Annotated in this window: 14 protein-coding genes; 10 read left to right on the plus strand and 4 right to left on the minus strand. The window is 65.0% G+C overall.

Going from position 1 to position 15,046, the window contains the following annotated elements; genetic code table 11:
- Positions 1 to 4: 4 nt before the first annotated feature.
- The 3 genes from PVW46_RS01980 to PVW46_RS01990 form a co-directional block, all read right to left on the minus strand.
- Positions 5 to 988, minus strand: coding sequence for a hypothetical protein (locus tag PVW46_RS01980; protein WP_052244393.1), 984 nt, complete (start codon positions 986 to 988; stop codon positions 5 to 7).
- Between the two features lie 64 nt (positions 989 to 1,052).
- Positions 1,053 to 1,967 carry an OmpA family protein gene (locus tag PVW46_RS01985; RefSeq protein WP_069209812.1) on the minus strand — a complete coding sequence of 305 codons (915 nt, stop codon included), beginning with the start codon at positions 1,965 to 1,967 and terminating at the stop codon, positions 1,053 to 1,055.
- Between the two features lie 268 nt (positions 1,968 to 2,235).
- Positions 2,236 to 3,753 carry a CHAD domain-containing protein gene (locus PVW46_RS01990; RefSeq protein WP_069209813.1) on the minus strand — a complete coding sequence of 506 codons (1,518 nt, stop codon included), beginning with the start codon at positions 3,751 to 3,753 and terminating at the stop codon, positions 2,236 to 2,238.
- A gap of 290 nt (positions 3,754 to 4,043) precedes the next feature.
- On the opposite strand from PVW46_RS01990, the gene PVW46_RS01995 reads away from it, so the two are divergent.
- From PVW46_RS01995 to PVW46_RS02025, 7 genes are all read left to right on the plus strand, one after another.
- Positions 4,044 to 4,562 (plus strand): DinB family protein, encoded by a 519-nt coding sequence (locus PVW46_RS01995; RefSeq protein ID WP_043139909.1) that lies wholly within the window; start codon positions 4,044 to 4,046, stop codon positions 4,560 to 4,562.
- A 102-nt stretch (positions 4,563 to 4,664) separates the two neighbouring features.
- A complete protein-coding gene (gene acuI / locus PVW46_RS02000; RefSeq protein ID WP_069209814.1) occupies positions 4,665 to 5,660 on the plus strand; it encodes an acryloyl-CoA reductase in 996 nt (331 codons plus the stop codon).
- Positions 5,657 to 6,073 carry an HIT family protein gene (locus PVW46_RS02005; protein WP_069209815.1) on the plus strand — a complete coding sequence of 139 codons (417 nt, stop codon included), beginning with the start codon at positions 5,657 to 5,659 and terminating at the stop codon, positions 6,071 to 6,073. The genes acuI and PVW46_RS02005 overlap by 4 nt, the downstream gene beginning before the upstream one ends.
- Before the next feature lie 281 nt (positions 6,074 to 6,354).
- Positions 6,355 to 6,768 (plus strand): universal stress protein, encoded by a 414-nt coding sequence (locus PVW46_RS02010; protein WP_043140094.1) that lies wholly within the window; start codon positions 6,355 to 6,357, stop codon positions 6,766 to 6,768.
- Positions 6,769 to 6,831: 63 nt separating this feature from the next.
- On the plus strand, positions 6,832 to 8,661 hold the full coding sequence (locus tag PVW46_RS02015; RefSeq protein WP_139132323.1) for a BCCT family transporter: 1,830 nt from the start codon (positions 6,832 to 6,834) through the stop codon (positions 8,659 to 8,661).
- A gap of 135 nt (positions 8,662 to 8,796) precedes the next feature.
- A complete protein-coding gene (locus PVW46_RS02020; protein WP_069209816.1) occupies positions 8,797 to 9,996 on the plus strand; it encodes an aminotransferase class V-fold PLP-dependent enzyme in 1,200 nt (399 codons plus the stop codon).
- A gap of 65 nt (positions 9,997 to 10,061) precedes the next feature.
- Positions 10,062 to 11,483, plus strand: coding sequence for a cryptochrome/photolyase family protein (locus PVW46_RS02025; RefSeq protein WP_069209817.1), 1,422 nt, complete (start codon positions 10,062 to 10,064; stop codon positions 11,481 to 11,483).
- A gap of 16 nt (positions 11,484 to 11,499) precedes the next feature.
- Here the strand turns inward: PVW46_RS02025 and PVW46_RS02030 are convergent, their stop codons facing one another.
- Entirely contained in the window at positions 11,500 to 11,901 is a 402-nt protein-coding gene (locus PVW46_RS02030) for a hypothetical protein (protein ID WP_133065633.1), read from the minus strand.
- Between the two features lie 145 nt (positions 11,902 to 12,046).
- On the opposite strand from PVW46_RS02030, the gene PVW46_RS02035 reads away from it, so the two are divergent.
- The 3 genes from PVW46_RS02035 to PVW46_RS02045 are packed head-to-tail and all read left to right on the plus strand — an operon-like array spanning position 12,047 to position 14,835.
- Positions 12,047 to 13,252 (plus strand): SAM-dependent methyltransferase, encoded by a 1,206-nt coding sequence (locus PVW46_RS02035; RefSeq protein WP_069209819.1) that lies wholly within the window; start codon positions 12,047 to 12,049, stop codon positions 13,250 to 13,252.
- Between the two features lie 3 nt (positions 13,253 to 13,255).
- Positions 13,256 to 13,696, plus strand: coding sequence for a TrgA family protein (locus PVW46_RS02040; protein ID WP_069209820.1), 441 nt, complete (start codon positions 13,256 to 13,258; stop codon positions 13,694 to 13,696).
- A 2-nt stretch (positions 13,697 to 13,698) separates the two neighbouring features.
- Positions 13,699 to 14,835, plus strand: a complete 1,137-nt coding sequence (locus PVW46_RS02045; RefSeq protein ID WP_069209821.1) for an NUDIX domain-containing protein — start codon at positions 13,699 to 13,701, stop codon at positions 14,833 to 14,835.
- Positions 14,836 to 15,046: the final 211 nt, after the last annotated feature.

Below are 15,046 nucleotides of genomic sequence, written 5' to 3' on the forward strand. Positions count from 1 at the left end.
GGGCTCAACGGTTGCCCATCAACCCGATCTTCTGGATCTCGAAGCGGTTGCCCGCCATTGCGATCCGGGCCTGGACGCCCATCGATTCGACCATCAGGCGCAGGTTGCGGTTCAGCCGCGCCACGTCCGAACAGGTCTCGTACCAGTAATCGGCGCTGGTCATGGTCACGCGGACAGGGCGGTGGTGGTCATAGCCCTTGAAGCCCGCCAGGTAACCTTCAATCAGGGTCATTTCCTGGGGCTGGAACCCGGTGAAGGCCAGCGTGTAGGCGGTGGTCAGGCCGGTGCAGCCCGCGGGTGCCGGGACGACCGGCTGCTGGGCGACGGGGGGTGTCACGACAACCGGCTGTTGCGGCATGGGCTGGGGGCTGGCAGGCGAGAGCACGTCGAGTTTCGTGGCCAGGACGCGACCGACTTCGGCGCCGATGGTCTTGGCCTCGTTGCCGACATGTTCCAGCACACAGTCGCGGTTGCAGACACGCGGCAGCGAGGCGACGGGGATCTCGCCTGCGCCGGGGCCGAAGGCGACCTCGAAATTGCCGAGGCTCTGCATGGTCTGTGCGTGCAGCATGCGGCCCGTCACCCGGATGCGCAGGTCCAGCACGTCGGGGATATAGGGGTTCTGGTTGGCCGAGGCGTAGATCTGGATCGGCAGGATCACGTCGATCGGCACGTTGGGCACGCGCTGGGCCAAGGCGATCAACTCTGCATCCGACCGGCGCACGCGGTTGGGATCGGTAAAGCTCATGATGACGCCGGTCTGGTCGTAGACGCGAAAGCCCATCGTCTGCATCTCGGTAATGACGGCGCGCAGCACGCGTTCGAACACGCGCGAGTTGCCGGGCACCGTGTCGAGGTCTGCGTCCTCGGGCACCGGCAGGATGTTGGGCTGGTCGCCTGCGTAGCCTGGTGCCGGGGCAAGCGAGAGGGCCAGCACGAGCGCCAGGCTCGCGAAGGCGCCCATCAGGGTCTTGGTCAGGGTTTTCATGTGGGACTCCTCCAATGTGGTCCGGATTTCCGCGCAGCGCCCGGGCGGGCGCGGCGCCAATGGCTTAGTGAAGAACGATGATGCGGCCGTCGGGCTGGACGATCACCCGGCCCGAGGCCGGTAGGGCCGGGTCGCAGTCGATGCCCGGCTCGGGCGAGAAATCGTCGAGGTCCAGCGCCTTGCCGTCCGGGCTGACGACACCGGCGGGGCAGGGCGGCAGCGGCGGAACGTACTGCGCGCCGGTCTGCGGCGGCAGCATGGGTTGCGGCGCCGGCTGCTTGTCGAGGTCGCTGGTCTGCGGCGCCGGTTGCGGCACGGGCAGGGGCTGTGGGACCACCGGCTGTACCGTGTCGATCAGCGTGATCTCGACCCGCCGGTTCTCGGCAGCATAGGGATCGGCGGGGTTGCGCGGATAGCGCTCGCCCCAGCCGACCACTTCCAGCCGCCACGAGGGGATCGAGTGATAGCGCATCAGGTAGCGCTTGACCGCCCAGGCCCGGCGATAGGACAGGTCGACGTTGTAGTCCTCGGGACCGCGCGCATCGGTGTGTCCGGCAATCAGGTAGCGGTTGTTCATCAACTGCGCCGACCGCAGGGCCTGGCCGATCAGGTCCAGGTCCCGACGGGCGGGCGGCGTCAGAAAGGCGCTGTCATGGGCGAAATACACCGTCACGTCCAGGCTGTAGCCATAGTTCAGGACGATGGGCCGCCGGTCGATGATGATGGTCGTGGGCCGCCCCAGGATCACCGGCGGCAGGAACACATCCGGCAGGGGGTGCGTGACCACGGGCGGCGATCCGGTCGGCGGCGTGGCGGGCTGACCGGCCATCGGCGCCAGCGACTTGATGATCGCGGTGACGCTGTCCGCCCGCGAGCTGTCCAGTTGCAGGGTTTCGGTATTGGTTTGCGCATGGGCCGGAGAAAGGGCTCCGACCGCGACGGCAAACAGGATGGAAAGTCGTTTTCGGGTCTTGTGCATGTCGTCTCCCCCACGGCGATGCGTTGGACACCCGTCAAGGAAACCGTCTGATACTGATACTGCACTGGTATTCGGGTGCCTGTGTTTTCAGCCTCCTCCAATCGGGGACAGGCCACCTTGAGGCAGATCAAGAAATATGCGTATTTTGGAATACCATTTCGAGACAAATGGTTGCGGCGGGTTCTTGACCTTCTGAACCCGTTCGGTCGTCCGGATACGCCCTGCCGGACGATGGGACAGCTGCGCGGCCGAATCCCGCGGCCCGGCGTCAGTCAGAGCCGATCTGCGGCTCCAGCAACGCCTTGAACCCGGCGCGTGTCTTCGGCGCGTCGAAAGCGGCAAAGGTCTGCATGATCCGGGCGCGTTCGGCATCCTGGCGCTGATGCAGAACGGTGGTGAGCGCCCCGATGCTGCGGGCGATTTCCAGCTGCCCGTCATGATCGGTGTCCGTCAGCCTGCCGGTGACAGAGGACAGGGCCACTTGCTGGACGACGCTGTCATTGAAATCGCCCAGGTTGTCCTGGAGCTTTTTCAGCGCCTTGATGAGGCGTTTCATCTCTGCCTTGCCAAAGAGCGGGGCAAAGAACTCCATCAGGTAGCGCAGTTTCTTGCACTGGATGCGCAGCTGGTGGATCTCCGCGTCCGCCGTGTCCGCGTCGATGGCGCGGGCGATCTTGTGGACCTTGCGATAGCGTTTCCGGATCAGCTGCCGGGCGTAGTCGCGGGCCGGGTGATCGGCCTCTTCCCCCCTACACAGGCGCTCTTGGGGATTTGCAAAAAGATCCTGCAGGGCCGTGATCTCGGCGGCGTAGGTCTCGCTCTGCAGGTGGCGGCAGAGCGCGTCATGGGCGCCGTGCCGTTCCCTGGCGAAATGGTCGAACAGAAGGCCGACGCCGGGGCGCAGGCTGTCGGGAACCATCTGAACGTAGCGAGGGCGTTCGATCAGGTAGACGTCGAGGTCACGCAGGAGGCCCGTGACGGACATGAGCGCCGACAACCGCGCCTTGAGGTCTGCGACCTGTTCGGGGTTGTAGACCCCCTTGAACAGGGACAGGACAGAGCGGATCTTGCGCAGGGCGACACGGTAGTCGTGCAGGAACTCGCTGTCGTGATCGGCGATGATGCCCGGTTCGTTGGCGCGCGCGACGGGCAGGTGCGCGGCGATGATTGCCGAGGCCGCGTCAAAGGCCGGCATGTCCGGCAAAAGCGGTACATCCGGCTTGGGCTGGTAGGCGGTCACGCCGGGGGCAAGCGCCTCCAGCGCCTGGCGCGGGGGGCAGAGGGAAGGGTCGGACCGCAGGTGTTTCACCAGCCGCTTGAAATCACCTTTCCGGCCGGACAAGGGGCGCAGCCCGAGCAGGCTGACCTGATGCCCGTCTTTCGTCGTCAGGAGGCGAAGGTGGCCGTGGCACAAGAGCCTGTCCTTGGCGTCGCGGAGGGCAACGTCCTGTGCACACATCTCTGCTGCCACCAGATCAAGGAGCCGTCGCAGCGGCGACAGGCGTTTTGCAAGGATGTCGGTCACGGGGCCTTCCGGCATCTCGTCGATGAACCCGGCCCGGGCGCTGTCCTGCCGGGTTTCCGCTCCGCTAGCGTCCAGCAGTGTCAGGGTTTCCTCCGCCGCGACAATAAGCATCCCGGCATGAGCCAGTTCCGTGTCGAACGTGTCGACCAGCTTGGCTTGCGTGCGTGTTTCATGGCCAAGGGGCGAAACGCGGTGGTCCCCGGCCAGCGTCGCGCGCAGATCGCTGTGGAACAGCAGGGTTGTCGGTTCGGTCTTGCTCATTTTTCTCCGTGGGGTTGGCTGGGCTTTGTCGGTTCCTCTCTCTAGGGCCAGACTGTCACAGTTGCGTGCAATGGTGAACGGGCGGGGGATGGACGCCGTGTCAGGGTTCAGAAGTGCCGTCGATGTGGTCCGGTCGGCGCAGCGGGACAGTTCGGGGGCTTTATCGGATTGCCCTTGCCTGCGGGCTCTGCAAACCTCTGCCGCGGGGCGGTCGGCGATGCGCCGGGCAAGCGCCCCGGCTTTGGGCTGTCGGAGCGGGTCGCGGCGGCCGAGGGAAAGGAACCTGGCGGATGATGATCTCACCCGATTATTGCCTGGTCATGGCGCGCTACAACGCCTGGCAGAACCGGCAGATGAAACATGCCTTCGAAGCCCTGGACGAGGCGCAGCTTGGAAAGGATCGCAAGGCCTTTTTCGGGTCGATCCTGGGGACAGCAAACCACCTGCTCTGGGGCGACATGATCTGGATGTCGCGCTTTGCCGGCACCGCACGCCCCGAGGGCGGGATCACGGAAAGCCCGACGCTGACCGCGTCGCGCGGGGAATGGGAAATCGCGCGCTTCCGCACGGATGCCGAGATCCTGCTTTGGGCGGAAAGGCTGCGGGCTGTGGATCTTGCGGGGGAATTGTCATGGTATTCGGGGGCGGTGGGGCGCAACGTGTCGAAGCCGATGGCTCTATGTGTGACGCACATGTTCAACCACCAGACCCACCATCGCGGCCAGGTGCATGCCATGCTGACCGCCGCCGGTGTCGCGGCCCCGGTCAGCGACCTGGCCTTCATGCCGGAAGAAGGCCCCTGGCTGTGACGGGCGGGCCGGACGGACGCTGTTTCGCCTGACGGCGAAAGACGCCCCGCCCGCCGCCCCGCAGGGGCCGTGTGAAACGAACAACAGGGAAGGGAGTGACCCATGTTCAAGGCACTGGTTGTCGACAAGGACGAAGAGAGCGGCAAGACCTCTGCTGCGGTACGGGAGATCGGTCCGGATGACCTGCCCCACGCCGAGGTGACGGTGGCGGTGGAATATTCGACCGTCAACTACAAGGACGGGTTGTGCATCGGGCCGGGGGGTGGGCTGGTTCGCAAGTACCCGCATGTGCCGGGTATCGACTTTGCCGGAACGGTCGAGGAGTCCTCGGACGACCGATACAAACCCGGTGACAAGGTCGTGCTGACCGGCTGGCGCGTCGGAGAGGCACATTGGGGCGGCTATGCGCAAAAGGCGCGGGTCAAGGCCGACTGGCTGGTGCCGCTGCCCGAGGGGCTGGACACGCGCGCGGCGATGGCCGTGGGCACTGCCGGGCTGACCGCCATGCTGGCGGTCATGGCGCTGGAAGATCACGGGCTGCAACCCGGTCACGGGCCGGTCCTGGTGACGGGGGCGGCGGGCGGCGTCGGCTCGGTCGCCACGGCGATCCTGGCCCGGCTGGGTCACGAGGTGGCCGCTGTCACCGGGCGGCCCGAACAGGAAGACTATCTGCGCGCGCTGGGCGCGACGCAGATCGTCCCGCGCGAGGAGTTTGCCGAAGTCACCCGCAAGCCGCTGGAAAGCGAGCTGTGGACTGGCTGTGTCGACGCGGTGGCGGGGGCCATGTTGGGGCGGGTGCTGAAACAGATGAAATACGGCACATCCGTCGCGGCCATCGGCCTGGCCGGCGGCGCCGCGATCGAAGGCGCGCTGATCACGCCTTTCATCCTGCGCGGCGTCAACCTGCTGGGTATCGACAGCGTGATGCAGCCCTATGACAACCGCGTAAGGGCCTGGCAGCGGATCGCGCGCGATCTGCCGATGGACAAGCTGGAAACGATGGTCCAGCCCGCGACGCTGTCCGACTTGCCGCAACTTGGCAAGGATATCCTCAAGGGCCAGGTCAAGGGCCGCGTGGTGGTGGACGTGAACGCATGAGCTATGACGATCAGAACATCTTTGCCAAGATCCTGCGCGACGAGATCCCCTCGACCCGGGTCTACGAGGACGCGGACACGCTGTGCTTCATGGACATCTTCCCGCGGGCCGACGGTCATTGCCTGGTGATCCCCAAGACACCCTGCCGCAACCTGCTGGACGCCTCGGCCGACCAGCTGGCCAGCGTCATGGCGACCACGCAGAAGGTGGCCAATGCCGCGATGGCGGCGCTGGGCGCGGACGGGGTCACCGTGCAGCAGTTCAACGAGGCGCCGGGCGGGCAGGAGGTTTTTCACCTGCATTTCCACGTCCTGCCGCGTTGGGAAGGTGTCTCGCTGCGTCCGCCAGGGAAGCCGGGGGACATGGCGCAGATCGCCGAAATCGCCGGGAAACTGCGCAAGGATCTGGACTGAACCGCGTGCCTTAGGCCGCGCCCGCCAGGGCGCGCGGTGCCAATGACAGCCCCGCTGCCGGTTTTCGGCTGCGGGGCTATTTTGTTGTTTTGGCAACATTTTCGCGACCTGGGATGTCGCTTTTGGTTGATCGAGTGTCTTGATGATTTGTCCTCACCCTCGTTTCCGGGTTAGGCTTTGAAGGTCGCGACGCCGAGCAGGACGTCACGGACATGCAAGTGCCGGATGGCCGTTCCGCCCAGGACGCGCGCTTCCGGCAAAAAAATCAAAGGGAGTGGGACGTGTTCAAACGGATCATGGTGCCGGTCGACCTCAAGCACATAGATCGCCTTGAAAAGGCGCTCGGATGTGCGGCCGATCTGGCACGACACTACGAGGCCACGGTGGTCTACGTGGGCGTCGCGGCGGCGACGCCCAGTTCGATCGCCCATACGCCGGCGGAATTCGCCGAGAAACTCAAGGAATTCGCCGAGGCGCAGGCCGGGGCGCACGGGGTGTCGACCGAACCCCACGCGGTCACCAGCCACGACCCGTCGATCGACCTGGACCCGACGCTGTTGAAGGCGGTGGACGAGACCGGCGCGGACCTGGTCATCATGGCCAGCCATATTCCCAACATCACCGATTACATCTGGCCCTCGAACGGGGGCACGGTGGCGGGCCATGCCAAGGTCTCGGTCATGGTGGTGCGCTGACGGCGAACAATTGGCGCACAGACGCCGATCATCCAAGGAAACGCAAGTACAGGGAGGCCTCACATGGCTGACACCTCAGACGATCAGGGCATTCCGGAGCCGGAGGGCGTCTCGGACCTGATCGACACCGATTACGAAATCGGGCAGGACAACATCGAAACACAGATCGGTCCCTTCGGTCTGGACATTCACAACCCGGTTTTCCTGATTTCCGGTTTGTCGATCATCGCTTTTGTCTTTTACACGCTCGCTCTGCCGGAACAGGCGGGCGAGATCTTCAGCTGGCTCTTCGGTGCCGTGACCAAGGGCTTTGACTGGTTCTTCCTCGGTGCGGCGAACATCTTCGTTCTGTTCTGCCTGCTGCTGATCGTCCTGCCGGTCGGCAGCGTGCGGCTGGGCGGTCAAGATGCGACGCCGGATTACGGCTATGTCGGCTGGTTCGCGATGTTGTTTGCCGCCGGTATGGGCATCGGCCTGATGTTCTACGGCGTGTCGGAACCGATGAGCCACTTCTCGTCGTCCTCCGGTGGGGCCTATCACAACGTGAGCTTCTCCGGCGAAGTGCCGGAGGAAGGGGCGCCAGCCGGGTTCGAAAGCCGCGAGGCCTTTGACGCGGCGGTCGGACTGACCAACCCCGATCCGGCGGCGCTGGCCGCTGCGCTGGATGACGCGGTTCCCGCCGATCAGCGCGATGCCTTCACCGTGTCGCCGAACCGTGCGGACTGGGCACCGCTGGGCGGCGCCGCAGCGGACGAGCAGGAGGCCGTGCGGCTTGCCTTTGCCGCGACGATCTTCCACTGGGGGCTGCACCCCTGGGCGATCTACGCCATCGTGGCCCTGGCGCTTGCGCTCTTCTCCTACAACAAGGGTCTGCCGCTGACGCTGCGCTCTGCCTTCTACCCGCTGCTCGGGGATCGCGTCTGGGGCTGGTGGGGTCACATCATCGACACGCTGGCGGTCTTTGCCACGCTGTTCGGTCTGGCCACCTCGCTGGGCTTTGGTGCGACGCAGGCCAACGCGGGTCTGAACGAGCTGTTCGGCATCCCCGTCGGGTCGGCCACGGAAGTGGTCCTGATTACCGCGATCACCGCCGTTGCGCTGGTTTCGGTGGTGCGTGGCCTCGACGGCGGGGTCAAGGTCCTGTCCGAGATCAACATGGGCCTCGCCTTCCTGCTGCTGGTCTTCGTTCTGCTGACCGGGCCGACGATCCTGCTGCTTACGGGCTTCGTCGACTACCTGGTTGCCTACATCGAGTACCTGCCGGCACTGTCGAACCCCATGACCCAGACGATCGCGGGCGAAGCGGGCCGGGGCGATGTCAACTTCAGCCAGGGCTGGACCTCGTTCTACTGGGCCTGGTGGATCTCCTGGTCGCCCTTCGTCGGCATGTTCATCGCGCGCGTCAGCCGTGGCCGTACCGTGCGCGAGTTCATCATTTGCGTGCTGCTGATCCCCTCGCTGGTCTGCGTCCTGTGGATGAGCGTCTTTGGCGGCACCGCGGTGCACCAGGTGGTGGCTGACGGCTATACAGCCGCGCAGAGCGCCACGCTGGAACTCAAGCTGTTCAAGATGCTGGATGAGTTGCCGCTGGCGGCCATCACCTCCTTCATCGGGATCATCCTTGTTATCGTGTTCTTCGTCACCTCCTCGGACTCCGGTTCGCTGGTGATCGACACGATCACGGCGGGCGGCAAGGTCGACGCGCCGGTGCCGCAGCGGGTGTTCTGGTGCATCTTCGAGGGTGCCGTGGCCATCGTGCTGCTGCTCTCGGCGGGTGGCCTGTCGTCGCTGCAGTCGATGGTGATCTCCACCGGCCTGCCGTTCACGGTGGTCCTGTTGGTGATGTGCTTTGCCATCTGGAAGGGCCTGATGGCCGAGCGGAAGGCGCTGTAAGCGGTCATCGCGATACATGACAGGAAAGGCCCCGGCGGTGACGCCGGGGCCTTTTCAGTTTGGTCCTGGCGGCATGGGTTGACGCGCGGCGTCACAGGCGCATTGTCACCGACACGCAAGAGCGATTGGGGTGACATGCTGGATATCGATTTCGTGCGGGCGCAGTTCCCCGCCTTTTCCGAACCCTCTCTTCAGGGGCAGGCCTTCTTTGAAAACGCCGGCGGGTCCTATGCCTGTCAGCCGGTGATCGACCGGCTGACGCGCTTTTACACCCAACGCAAGGTGCAGCCCTACGGCCCCTTTGCCGCCAGCGCGGCAGCGGGGGCGGAAATGGACGAGGCGCGCAGCCGCCTGGCGGCGCTGCTTGGCGTGGACAGCGACGAGCTGAGCTTTGGCCCCTCGACGACGCAGAACACCTATGTCCTTGCGCGCGCCTTTCGGCAGTTCATGCAGCCCGGAGAGGCGATTGTCGTCACGAACCAGGATCACGAGGCCAATTCCGGCCCCTGGCGGCGGCTGGAGGCCGAGGGCATCGAGATCCGCGAATGGAAGATCGACCCGGACACCGGGCACCTCGACCCCGAGGCGCTGGAACCGCTGCTGGACGAAAAAGTGCGGCTGGTCTGCTTTCCGCACTGCTCCAACGTCGTTGGAGAGATCAACCCGGTGACGGAAATCACCGCCCACGCCCATGCGGCGGGGGCCTTTGTCTGCGTCGACGGGGTCAGCTATGCGCCGCACGGTTTTCCGGACGTGGGCGACCTGGGGCCGGATATCTACCTGTTTTCCAGCTACAAGACCTATGGCCCCCATCAGGGCATCATGGTGATCCGCCGGGCATTGGCCGAGGTGTTGCCGAACCAGGCGCATTATTTCAACGGTGATGTGCTGACCAAGAAGTTCACGCCTGCCGGGCCGGACCACGCCCAGGTGGCCGCCTGTGCCGGCATGGCGGATTACGTCGATGGGCTGGCCGCACATCATGGCTGTGAGGCGCATGAGTTGCACGACCTGATGCGCGCGCATGAAACACGGCTGTTGCAGCCCCTTCTGGACGCGGTTTCGGGACGCAATGGCGTTCGCCTGCTGGGGCCACGTGACGCGGCCAATCGTGCGCCGACCGTGGCGCTGGCCTTGCCAAGCTCGGCCGAAGCCGCGGCGGCAGAGCTGGCGACGCGTGGTATCATGGCCGGGGGAAGCGATTTCTACGCTGTGCGTCCCTTGCAGGCGATGGGGATCGACCCGGCGCGCGGCGTGTTGCGCCTGTCCTTCGTGCACTACACCAGCGAGGAAGAGGTGGCCAAGCTGATCGAGGCGCTCGACGCGGTTCTCTGATCCGGGGCTTGTCCTTTGCAGGTTTGCGCTATGTCGCATCCGGCAAGCCAAAGAAGGAGCGCGCCTTGTCCGACACATCCCCCGTTATCCTCTGGGTCCGGCGCGACCTGCGTCTGTCCGATCATCCGGCGCTGGATGCCGCCTGCAAGGCCGGACGCCCGGTGATCCCGGTCGTGATCCGCGATGCGGTGATGGACGGGCTGGGCGCCGCGCCGAAATGGCGGATGGGGCTGGGCATCGGGCACCTGGCAGAGCGGCTGGAGGCAAAGGGATCGCGGCTGGTACTGCGGTCGGGCGACCCGGTCGAGGTGCTGTTGGCGCTGGTGGAGGAAACCGGGGCAGGGGCCGTCTACTGGATGCGGGCCTATGACCCGGCCAGCGTAGAGCGGGACACGGCCGTGAAATCCGCGCTGAAAGAGGCTGGCGTCGAAGCGACCAGCTTTGCCGGGCACCTGATGTTCGAACCCTGGCGCGTCGAGACGAAGCAGGGCGGATTCTACAAGGTCTTTACCCCGTTCTGGAAGGCCGTGCGGGGGCTGGACGTGGCCACGCCGTTGCCGAGGCCGGGCCGGATTCCGGCGCCGGATGCCTGGCCGAGCAGCGAGTCACTGGAGGATTGGGCGTTGGCGGCCGCGATGCGGCGCGGCGCGGATGTGGTGCGGCCCTGGGTGCAGCTGGGCGAGGAGGCGGCGCAGGGCAGGCTGGGGGCTTTCATGGCTGAAAAGGTGGCCGCCTATGGCGACACCCGTGATCTGCCCTGGACCGATGGCACCTCCTGCCTGAGCGAGAACCTGGCACTGGGGGAAATCACTCCGCGCCAATGCTGGCACGCCGGGCGGCGCGCGATGGAGGACGGCAAGAAAGGGGCCGAGACCTTTCTCAAGGAACTGGCCTGGCGCGAGTTTGCCTATCACCTGATGTGGCACACGCCGCACCTGCTGGACAGCAACTGGCGCGAGGAATGGGAGGCCTTCCCCTGGAACGAGGACGAGACCCGCCCGGAGGTCATCGCCTGGAAACAGGGGCGCACGGGCATTCCCTTTGTCGATGCCGGCCAGCGCGAGATGTATGTCACCGGGCGGATGCACAATCGCACCCGTATGATCGTGGCCTCATACCTGACCAAGCATCTGCTGACGCACTGGAAGATCGGGATGCGCTGGTTCGAGGATTGCCTGATCGACTGGGACCCGGCCTCGAACGCGATGGGCTGGCAGTGGTCGGCCGGCTCCGGTCCGGATGCGACGCCCTACTTCCGGGTCTTCAACCCCGTCACCCAGCGCGACAAGTTCGATCCCAAGAGAAAATACATCGACCGCTGGATCGCGGAAGACCGCAGGCACCCGTCCGAAGAGGCGCTGAGCTATTTCGATGCGGTCCCGGTCAGCTGGGGGCTGTCCGCCGGTGACGGTTATCCCGACCCGGTCGTCGCCGCAGACGAAGGGCGCAAGCGCGCCCTTGCGGCCTATGAAAATCGCGGGTTCTGATCCCGTGCCGGACGGCTCAGTTGGTCACGCCGCCCATGCGGTCCATTTTGACCCAGCCGCTGGAATTGCCGGCATAGGCGATCTTGCAGACCGGCTTGGCGTCGGAACAGGTCTCGACGTAGCCGCCTTCGCCGGGTGCGAGGGTGCCGACCTTCTGCGTGAACTCGACGTCGCTATAGACCGCGATGGGCAGGGCGGACATGTTGAAGTAGGGGATGTCGCGCGCCACGTTGCGTTCCCAGGATCCGCCGGAAACCGGTTTGGGCTGCACCTCGCGGACGGGTTCGGACAGGGTCATGGCCGGTCGCGCCTGCGGAGCCTTGGTCTCGCCCTTCTCGACGCCAACGAAACTCATCACCTTGCCACATCCAGAGGTTGCAAGAGCCATGAGGCACACCGCTACCAATTGCTTCTTCATCTGTCATCTCCCGTTGTGAGGGAACGTATCGCTCCGGACTGATACCAGAAAACACCATGTTGACGAAAATCCAAAGCACAAATCCTTGCCACAGGTGGTTTGGGCCATAAACTTCGATAAAATATCGGCTTCTCGAAAGAAACTTATGCTATTGACAGACACCCAGGGGCAGGAACGGCTGCCCCGGTACTTCGCGCGGGTCTTCGAAATGGCCCGTGGGATGGGCTGCGGCCGGCTTGATTTCGTGCTGCGCGACGGACGCGTGTTTCGTGCCGAGGGTCGTGTGCCTGGCCCGGTGGCAGAGCTGCACCTGCATCACGACGACATCTTTGCCCGGCTGATCCGCGAAGGCGACCTTGGGTTCTGCGAGGCCTATCTTGACGGCTGGTGGTCCACCCCGGACCTGATGGCCTTCCTTGACCTTGTGCATGCCAACGAGGAGATGTTCGACGGCTACCCCGGCGGTGGGCTGGTGCGCATGTGGGAGCGGTTCCGGTTCTGGTTGCAATCGAACTCCAGGAAGCAGGCGAAAAAGAACATCGCCCATCACTACGACCTGGGTAACGATTTCTACGGCCTGTGGCTGGACGACACGATGACCTATTCCTCGGCCCTGTTCCGCACCGGGCAGGAGAGCCTGGAAAAGGCGCAAGAGCTGAAATACGCCTCGATGATCGACCAGATGGGGGCGAGGCCGGGCGATCATGTGCTTGAAATCGGCTGTGGCTGGGGCGGTTTTGCCGAATATGCCGCCAGGGAGCGCGGATTGCGCGTGACCGGGCTGACCATCAGCCAGGAACAATTCGCCTATGCACAGGACCGGATCGCAAAGGCCGGGTTGACCGACCGGGTGGACCTGAAGCTGCAGGACTATCGCGACGAACGCGGCAGCTATGACGGGATCGCCTCGATCGAGATGTTCGAGGCCGTGGGCGAAAAATACTGGCCCACCTATTTCGAGACCGTGCAGGCGCGCCTGAAACCCGGCGGACACGCCACGTTGCAGATCATCACGGTGCAGCACAAGCGGTGGGAGATCTATCGCCGGGGTGTGGACTTTATCCAGAAGTACATCTTCCCGGGCGGGATGCTGCCTTCTCCCGAGGTGCTGCGCGCCGAGGTCGAGCGTGCCGGCCTTCAGGTGGTCCGCAGCCTGGAATTCGGCGAGAGCTATTCCCAAACCCTGCGCCGCTGGCACGAGACCTTCAACGACCGCTGGGACGAAGTTTCCGCCCTTGGATTCGACGCGCGGTTCCGCCGGATGTGGAATTTCTACCTGGCCTCTTGCGCGGCGACCTTTCACAGCGGTAACTGTGACGTGACCCAGATCACCATCGCAAAGCCCGCCTGACTGATGCCCAACGCCGCGAAACTGATTGCTGCCCTCGGTCTCGCGGCGCTGGGATGGATCGTCTCGGACATGATCAGGGCCCTGGTGCCCTTCAGCGTCGATTTCGGCTGGTTCAACTACGTCAACGCGGCGATAGGCGTGCTGGTCGGCTGGCTCTTTCTGGGGCCAAGAGTGGGGCAGGGGATCACCTCGGCCATCAACAACGGAATAACCTCCGCCATTGTCATGGTCATCCTCGGCCTGTTGTCGCAGGGCGTGAACGAGATGGTCCGCCTGTCCTTTGCCCGCCGTTACGACACACCGTTCGAGGCGATTGCCGCCATCTTCGAGATCAGCCTGGACTACGGGATGATCCTTCTCGACATGCAGGTGATCCTGACGCTGCTGGGCGGTGGGATCGTCGCCGCGCTTGTGGCCGAGGCCTTGGGCAGACGCTGGAGTTAACCTTGTCAGACTTGTTTTTCTACGGAACGCTGCGGCATCTGCCGCTGCTGGAACTGGTGCTGGGCCATGCGCCCGAGGTCGAGCCGGCGCAATTGGCCGATCACGCGGTGCTCTGGGCGGCGGGCCAGGCCTTTCCGATGATCGTGGCGCAACGCGGGGCGCGGGCCGAAGGGCTGCTCGTGCGGGGGCTCAGCGAGGCGGATCGCGCGGCGCTGGATTACTACGAGGGCGGTTTTGCCTACGAATTGCGCCCCGTGACGGTCGAGACCGGGGCAGGGTCTTGCGCGGCAGAGGTCTTTTTCTCCGTGTCAGAGGAGCGCTGGAAACCGGGGGCGCCCTGGTCGCTGGACGATTGGCTGGACCGTTGGGGCGGGGTGACGATGCGCGCGGCGCAGGAGGTCATGGACCGGCGCGGCGCCTATGCGGCGCGCGATGTGGCGGGGATGCTGCCGTTTTTCCGCGCGCGGGCCTGGGCGCAGGACATCGCCGCAGAGGGCGCGCCGCAGACCCTGCGCCGCGCCAGCGGGATCGAGGACGTGGATTACCAGGGGTTGCGCGGTCGGCCCTACCGCGGATTCTTCCGGATCGACCCGTTCCGCCTGCGCTACCGTCGCTTTGACGGGGAATGGAGCGCGCCGCTGGAACGGGAGTGTTTCATCGCTTTCGACGTGGCACTTGTGCTGCCCTACGACCCGGTGCTGGACAAGGTTCTGCTGATCGAACAGATGCGCTTTGGCCCGATCCATCGGGGCGATCCGGCCCCCTGGGTGCTTGAGGCGGTGGCCGGTGTCATCGACGCCGGCGAAAGCCCCGAAGAGGCGGCCCGGCGCGAAACGGTCGAAGAGGCCGGGCTTGAGGTGCACGCCCTGCTGCCCGCCTGCAAGGGCTATGCCTCACCGGGGTACACCACGGAATTCTATCATGCCTTCGTGGGGCTTTGCGATCTGTCCGGTCGAGACAAGAGGATCGGCGGGCTGGACGAAGAGCACGAGGACATTCGCAGCCATGTCGTCACTTTCGATCATGCGATGGAGTTGATCGAGACGGGAGAGATCAACGCCTTGCCGCTGGCAATGCTGATAAACTGGGTGGCGGCGCGGCGGGCGGACTTGCGCGCGGGGCAGGTCGGGCAATCGTAAGGACACAAGGGAGTGACCCAGATTCAACGGGTTACAGGATGGGTCGGCGGGCGTTCGCGCTCGGTTGGCTGCCTTGCGCTGTGCATTGATCGCGGCGCGCCCGGGACGCCGATGGCGCGGGCCGGACTGGCGCGGCCGTGAACGGCGCGCCGCTGCGTCTTGAGTTCCCCCGACCTCGGCCCTACACCAATGGGAACAAGTTTCGGAAAGG

Source organism: Mameliella sp. AT18 (assembly GCF_028807275.1).
GTDB lineage: Bacteria > Pseudomonadota > Alphaproteobacteria > Rhodobacterales > Rhodobacteraceae > Antarctobacter > Antarctobacter albus.

Coding starts and splice junctions, on each gene's coding strand:
- PVW46_RS01980 (WP_052244393.1), bottom strand. CDS start 988: ATGAAAACCCTGACCAAGACCCTGATGGGCGCCTTCGCGAGCCTGGCG.
- PVW46_RS01985 (WP_069209812.1), bottom strand. CDS start 1,967: ATGCACAAGACCCGAAAACGACTTTCCATCCTGTTTGCCGTCGCGGTC.
- PVW46_RS01990 (WP_069209813.1), bottom strand. CDS start 3,753: ATGAGCAAGACCGAACCGACAACCCTGCTGTTCCACAGCGATCTGCGC.
- PVW46_RS01995 (WP_043139909.1), top strand. CDS start 4,044: ATGATGATCTCACCCGATTATTGCCTGGTCATGGCGCGCTACAACGCC.
- acuI (WP_069209814.1), top strand. CDS start 4,665: ATGTTCAAGGCACTGGTTGTCGACAAGGACGAAGAGAGCGGCAAGACC.
- PVW46_RS02005 (WP_069209815.1), top strand. CDS start 5,657: ATGAGCTATGACGATCAGAACATCTTTGCCAAGATCCTGCGCGACGAG.
- PVW46_RS02015 (WP_139132323.1), top strand. CDS start 6,832: ATGGCTGACACCTCAGACGATCAGGGCATTCCGGAGCCGGAGGGCGTC.
- PVW46_RS02020 (WP_069209816.1), top strand. CDS start 8,797: ATGCTGGATATCGATTTCGTGCGGGCGCAGTTCCCCGCCTTTTCCGAA.
- PVW46_RS02030 (WP_133065633.1), bottom strand. CDS start 11,901: ATGAAGAAGCAATTGGTAGCGGTGTGCCTCATGGCTCTTGCAACCTCT.
- PVW46_RS02035 (WP_069209819.1), top strand. CDS start 12,047: ATGCTATTGACAGACACCCAGGGGCAGGAACGGCTGCCCCGGTACTTC.
- PVW46_RS02040 (WP_069209820.1), top strand. CDS start 13,256: ATGCCCAACGCCGCGAAACTGATTGCTGCCCTCGGTCTCGCGGCGCTG.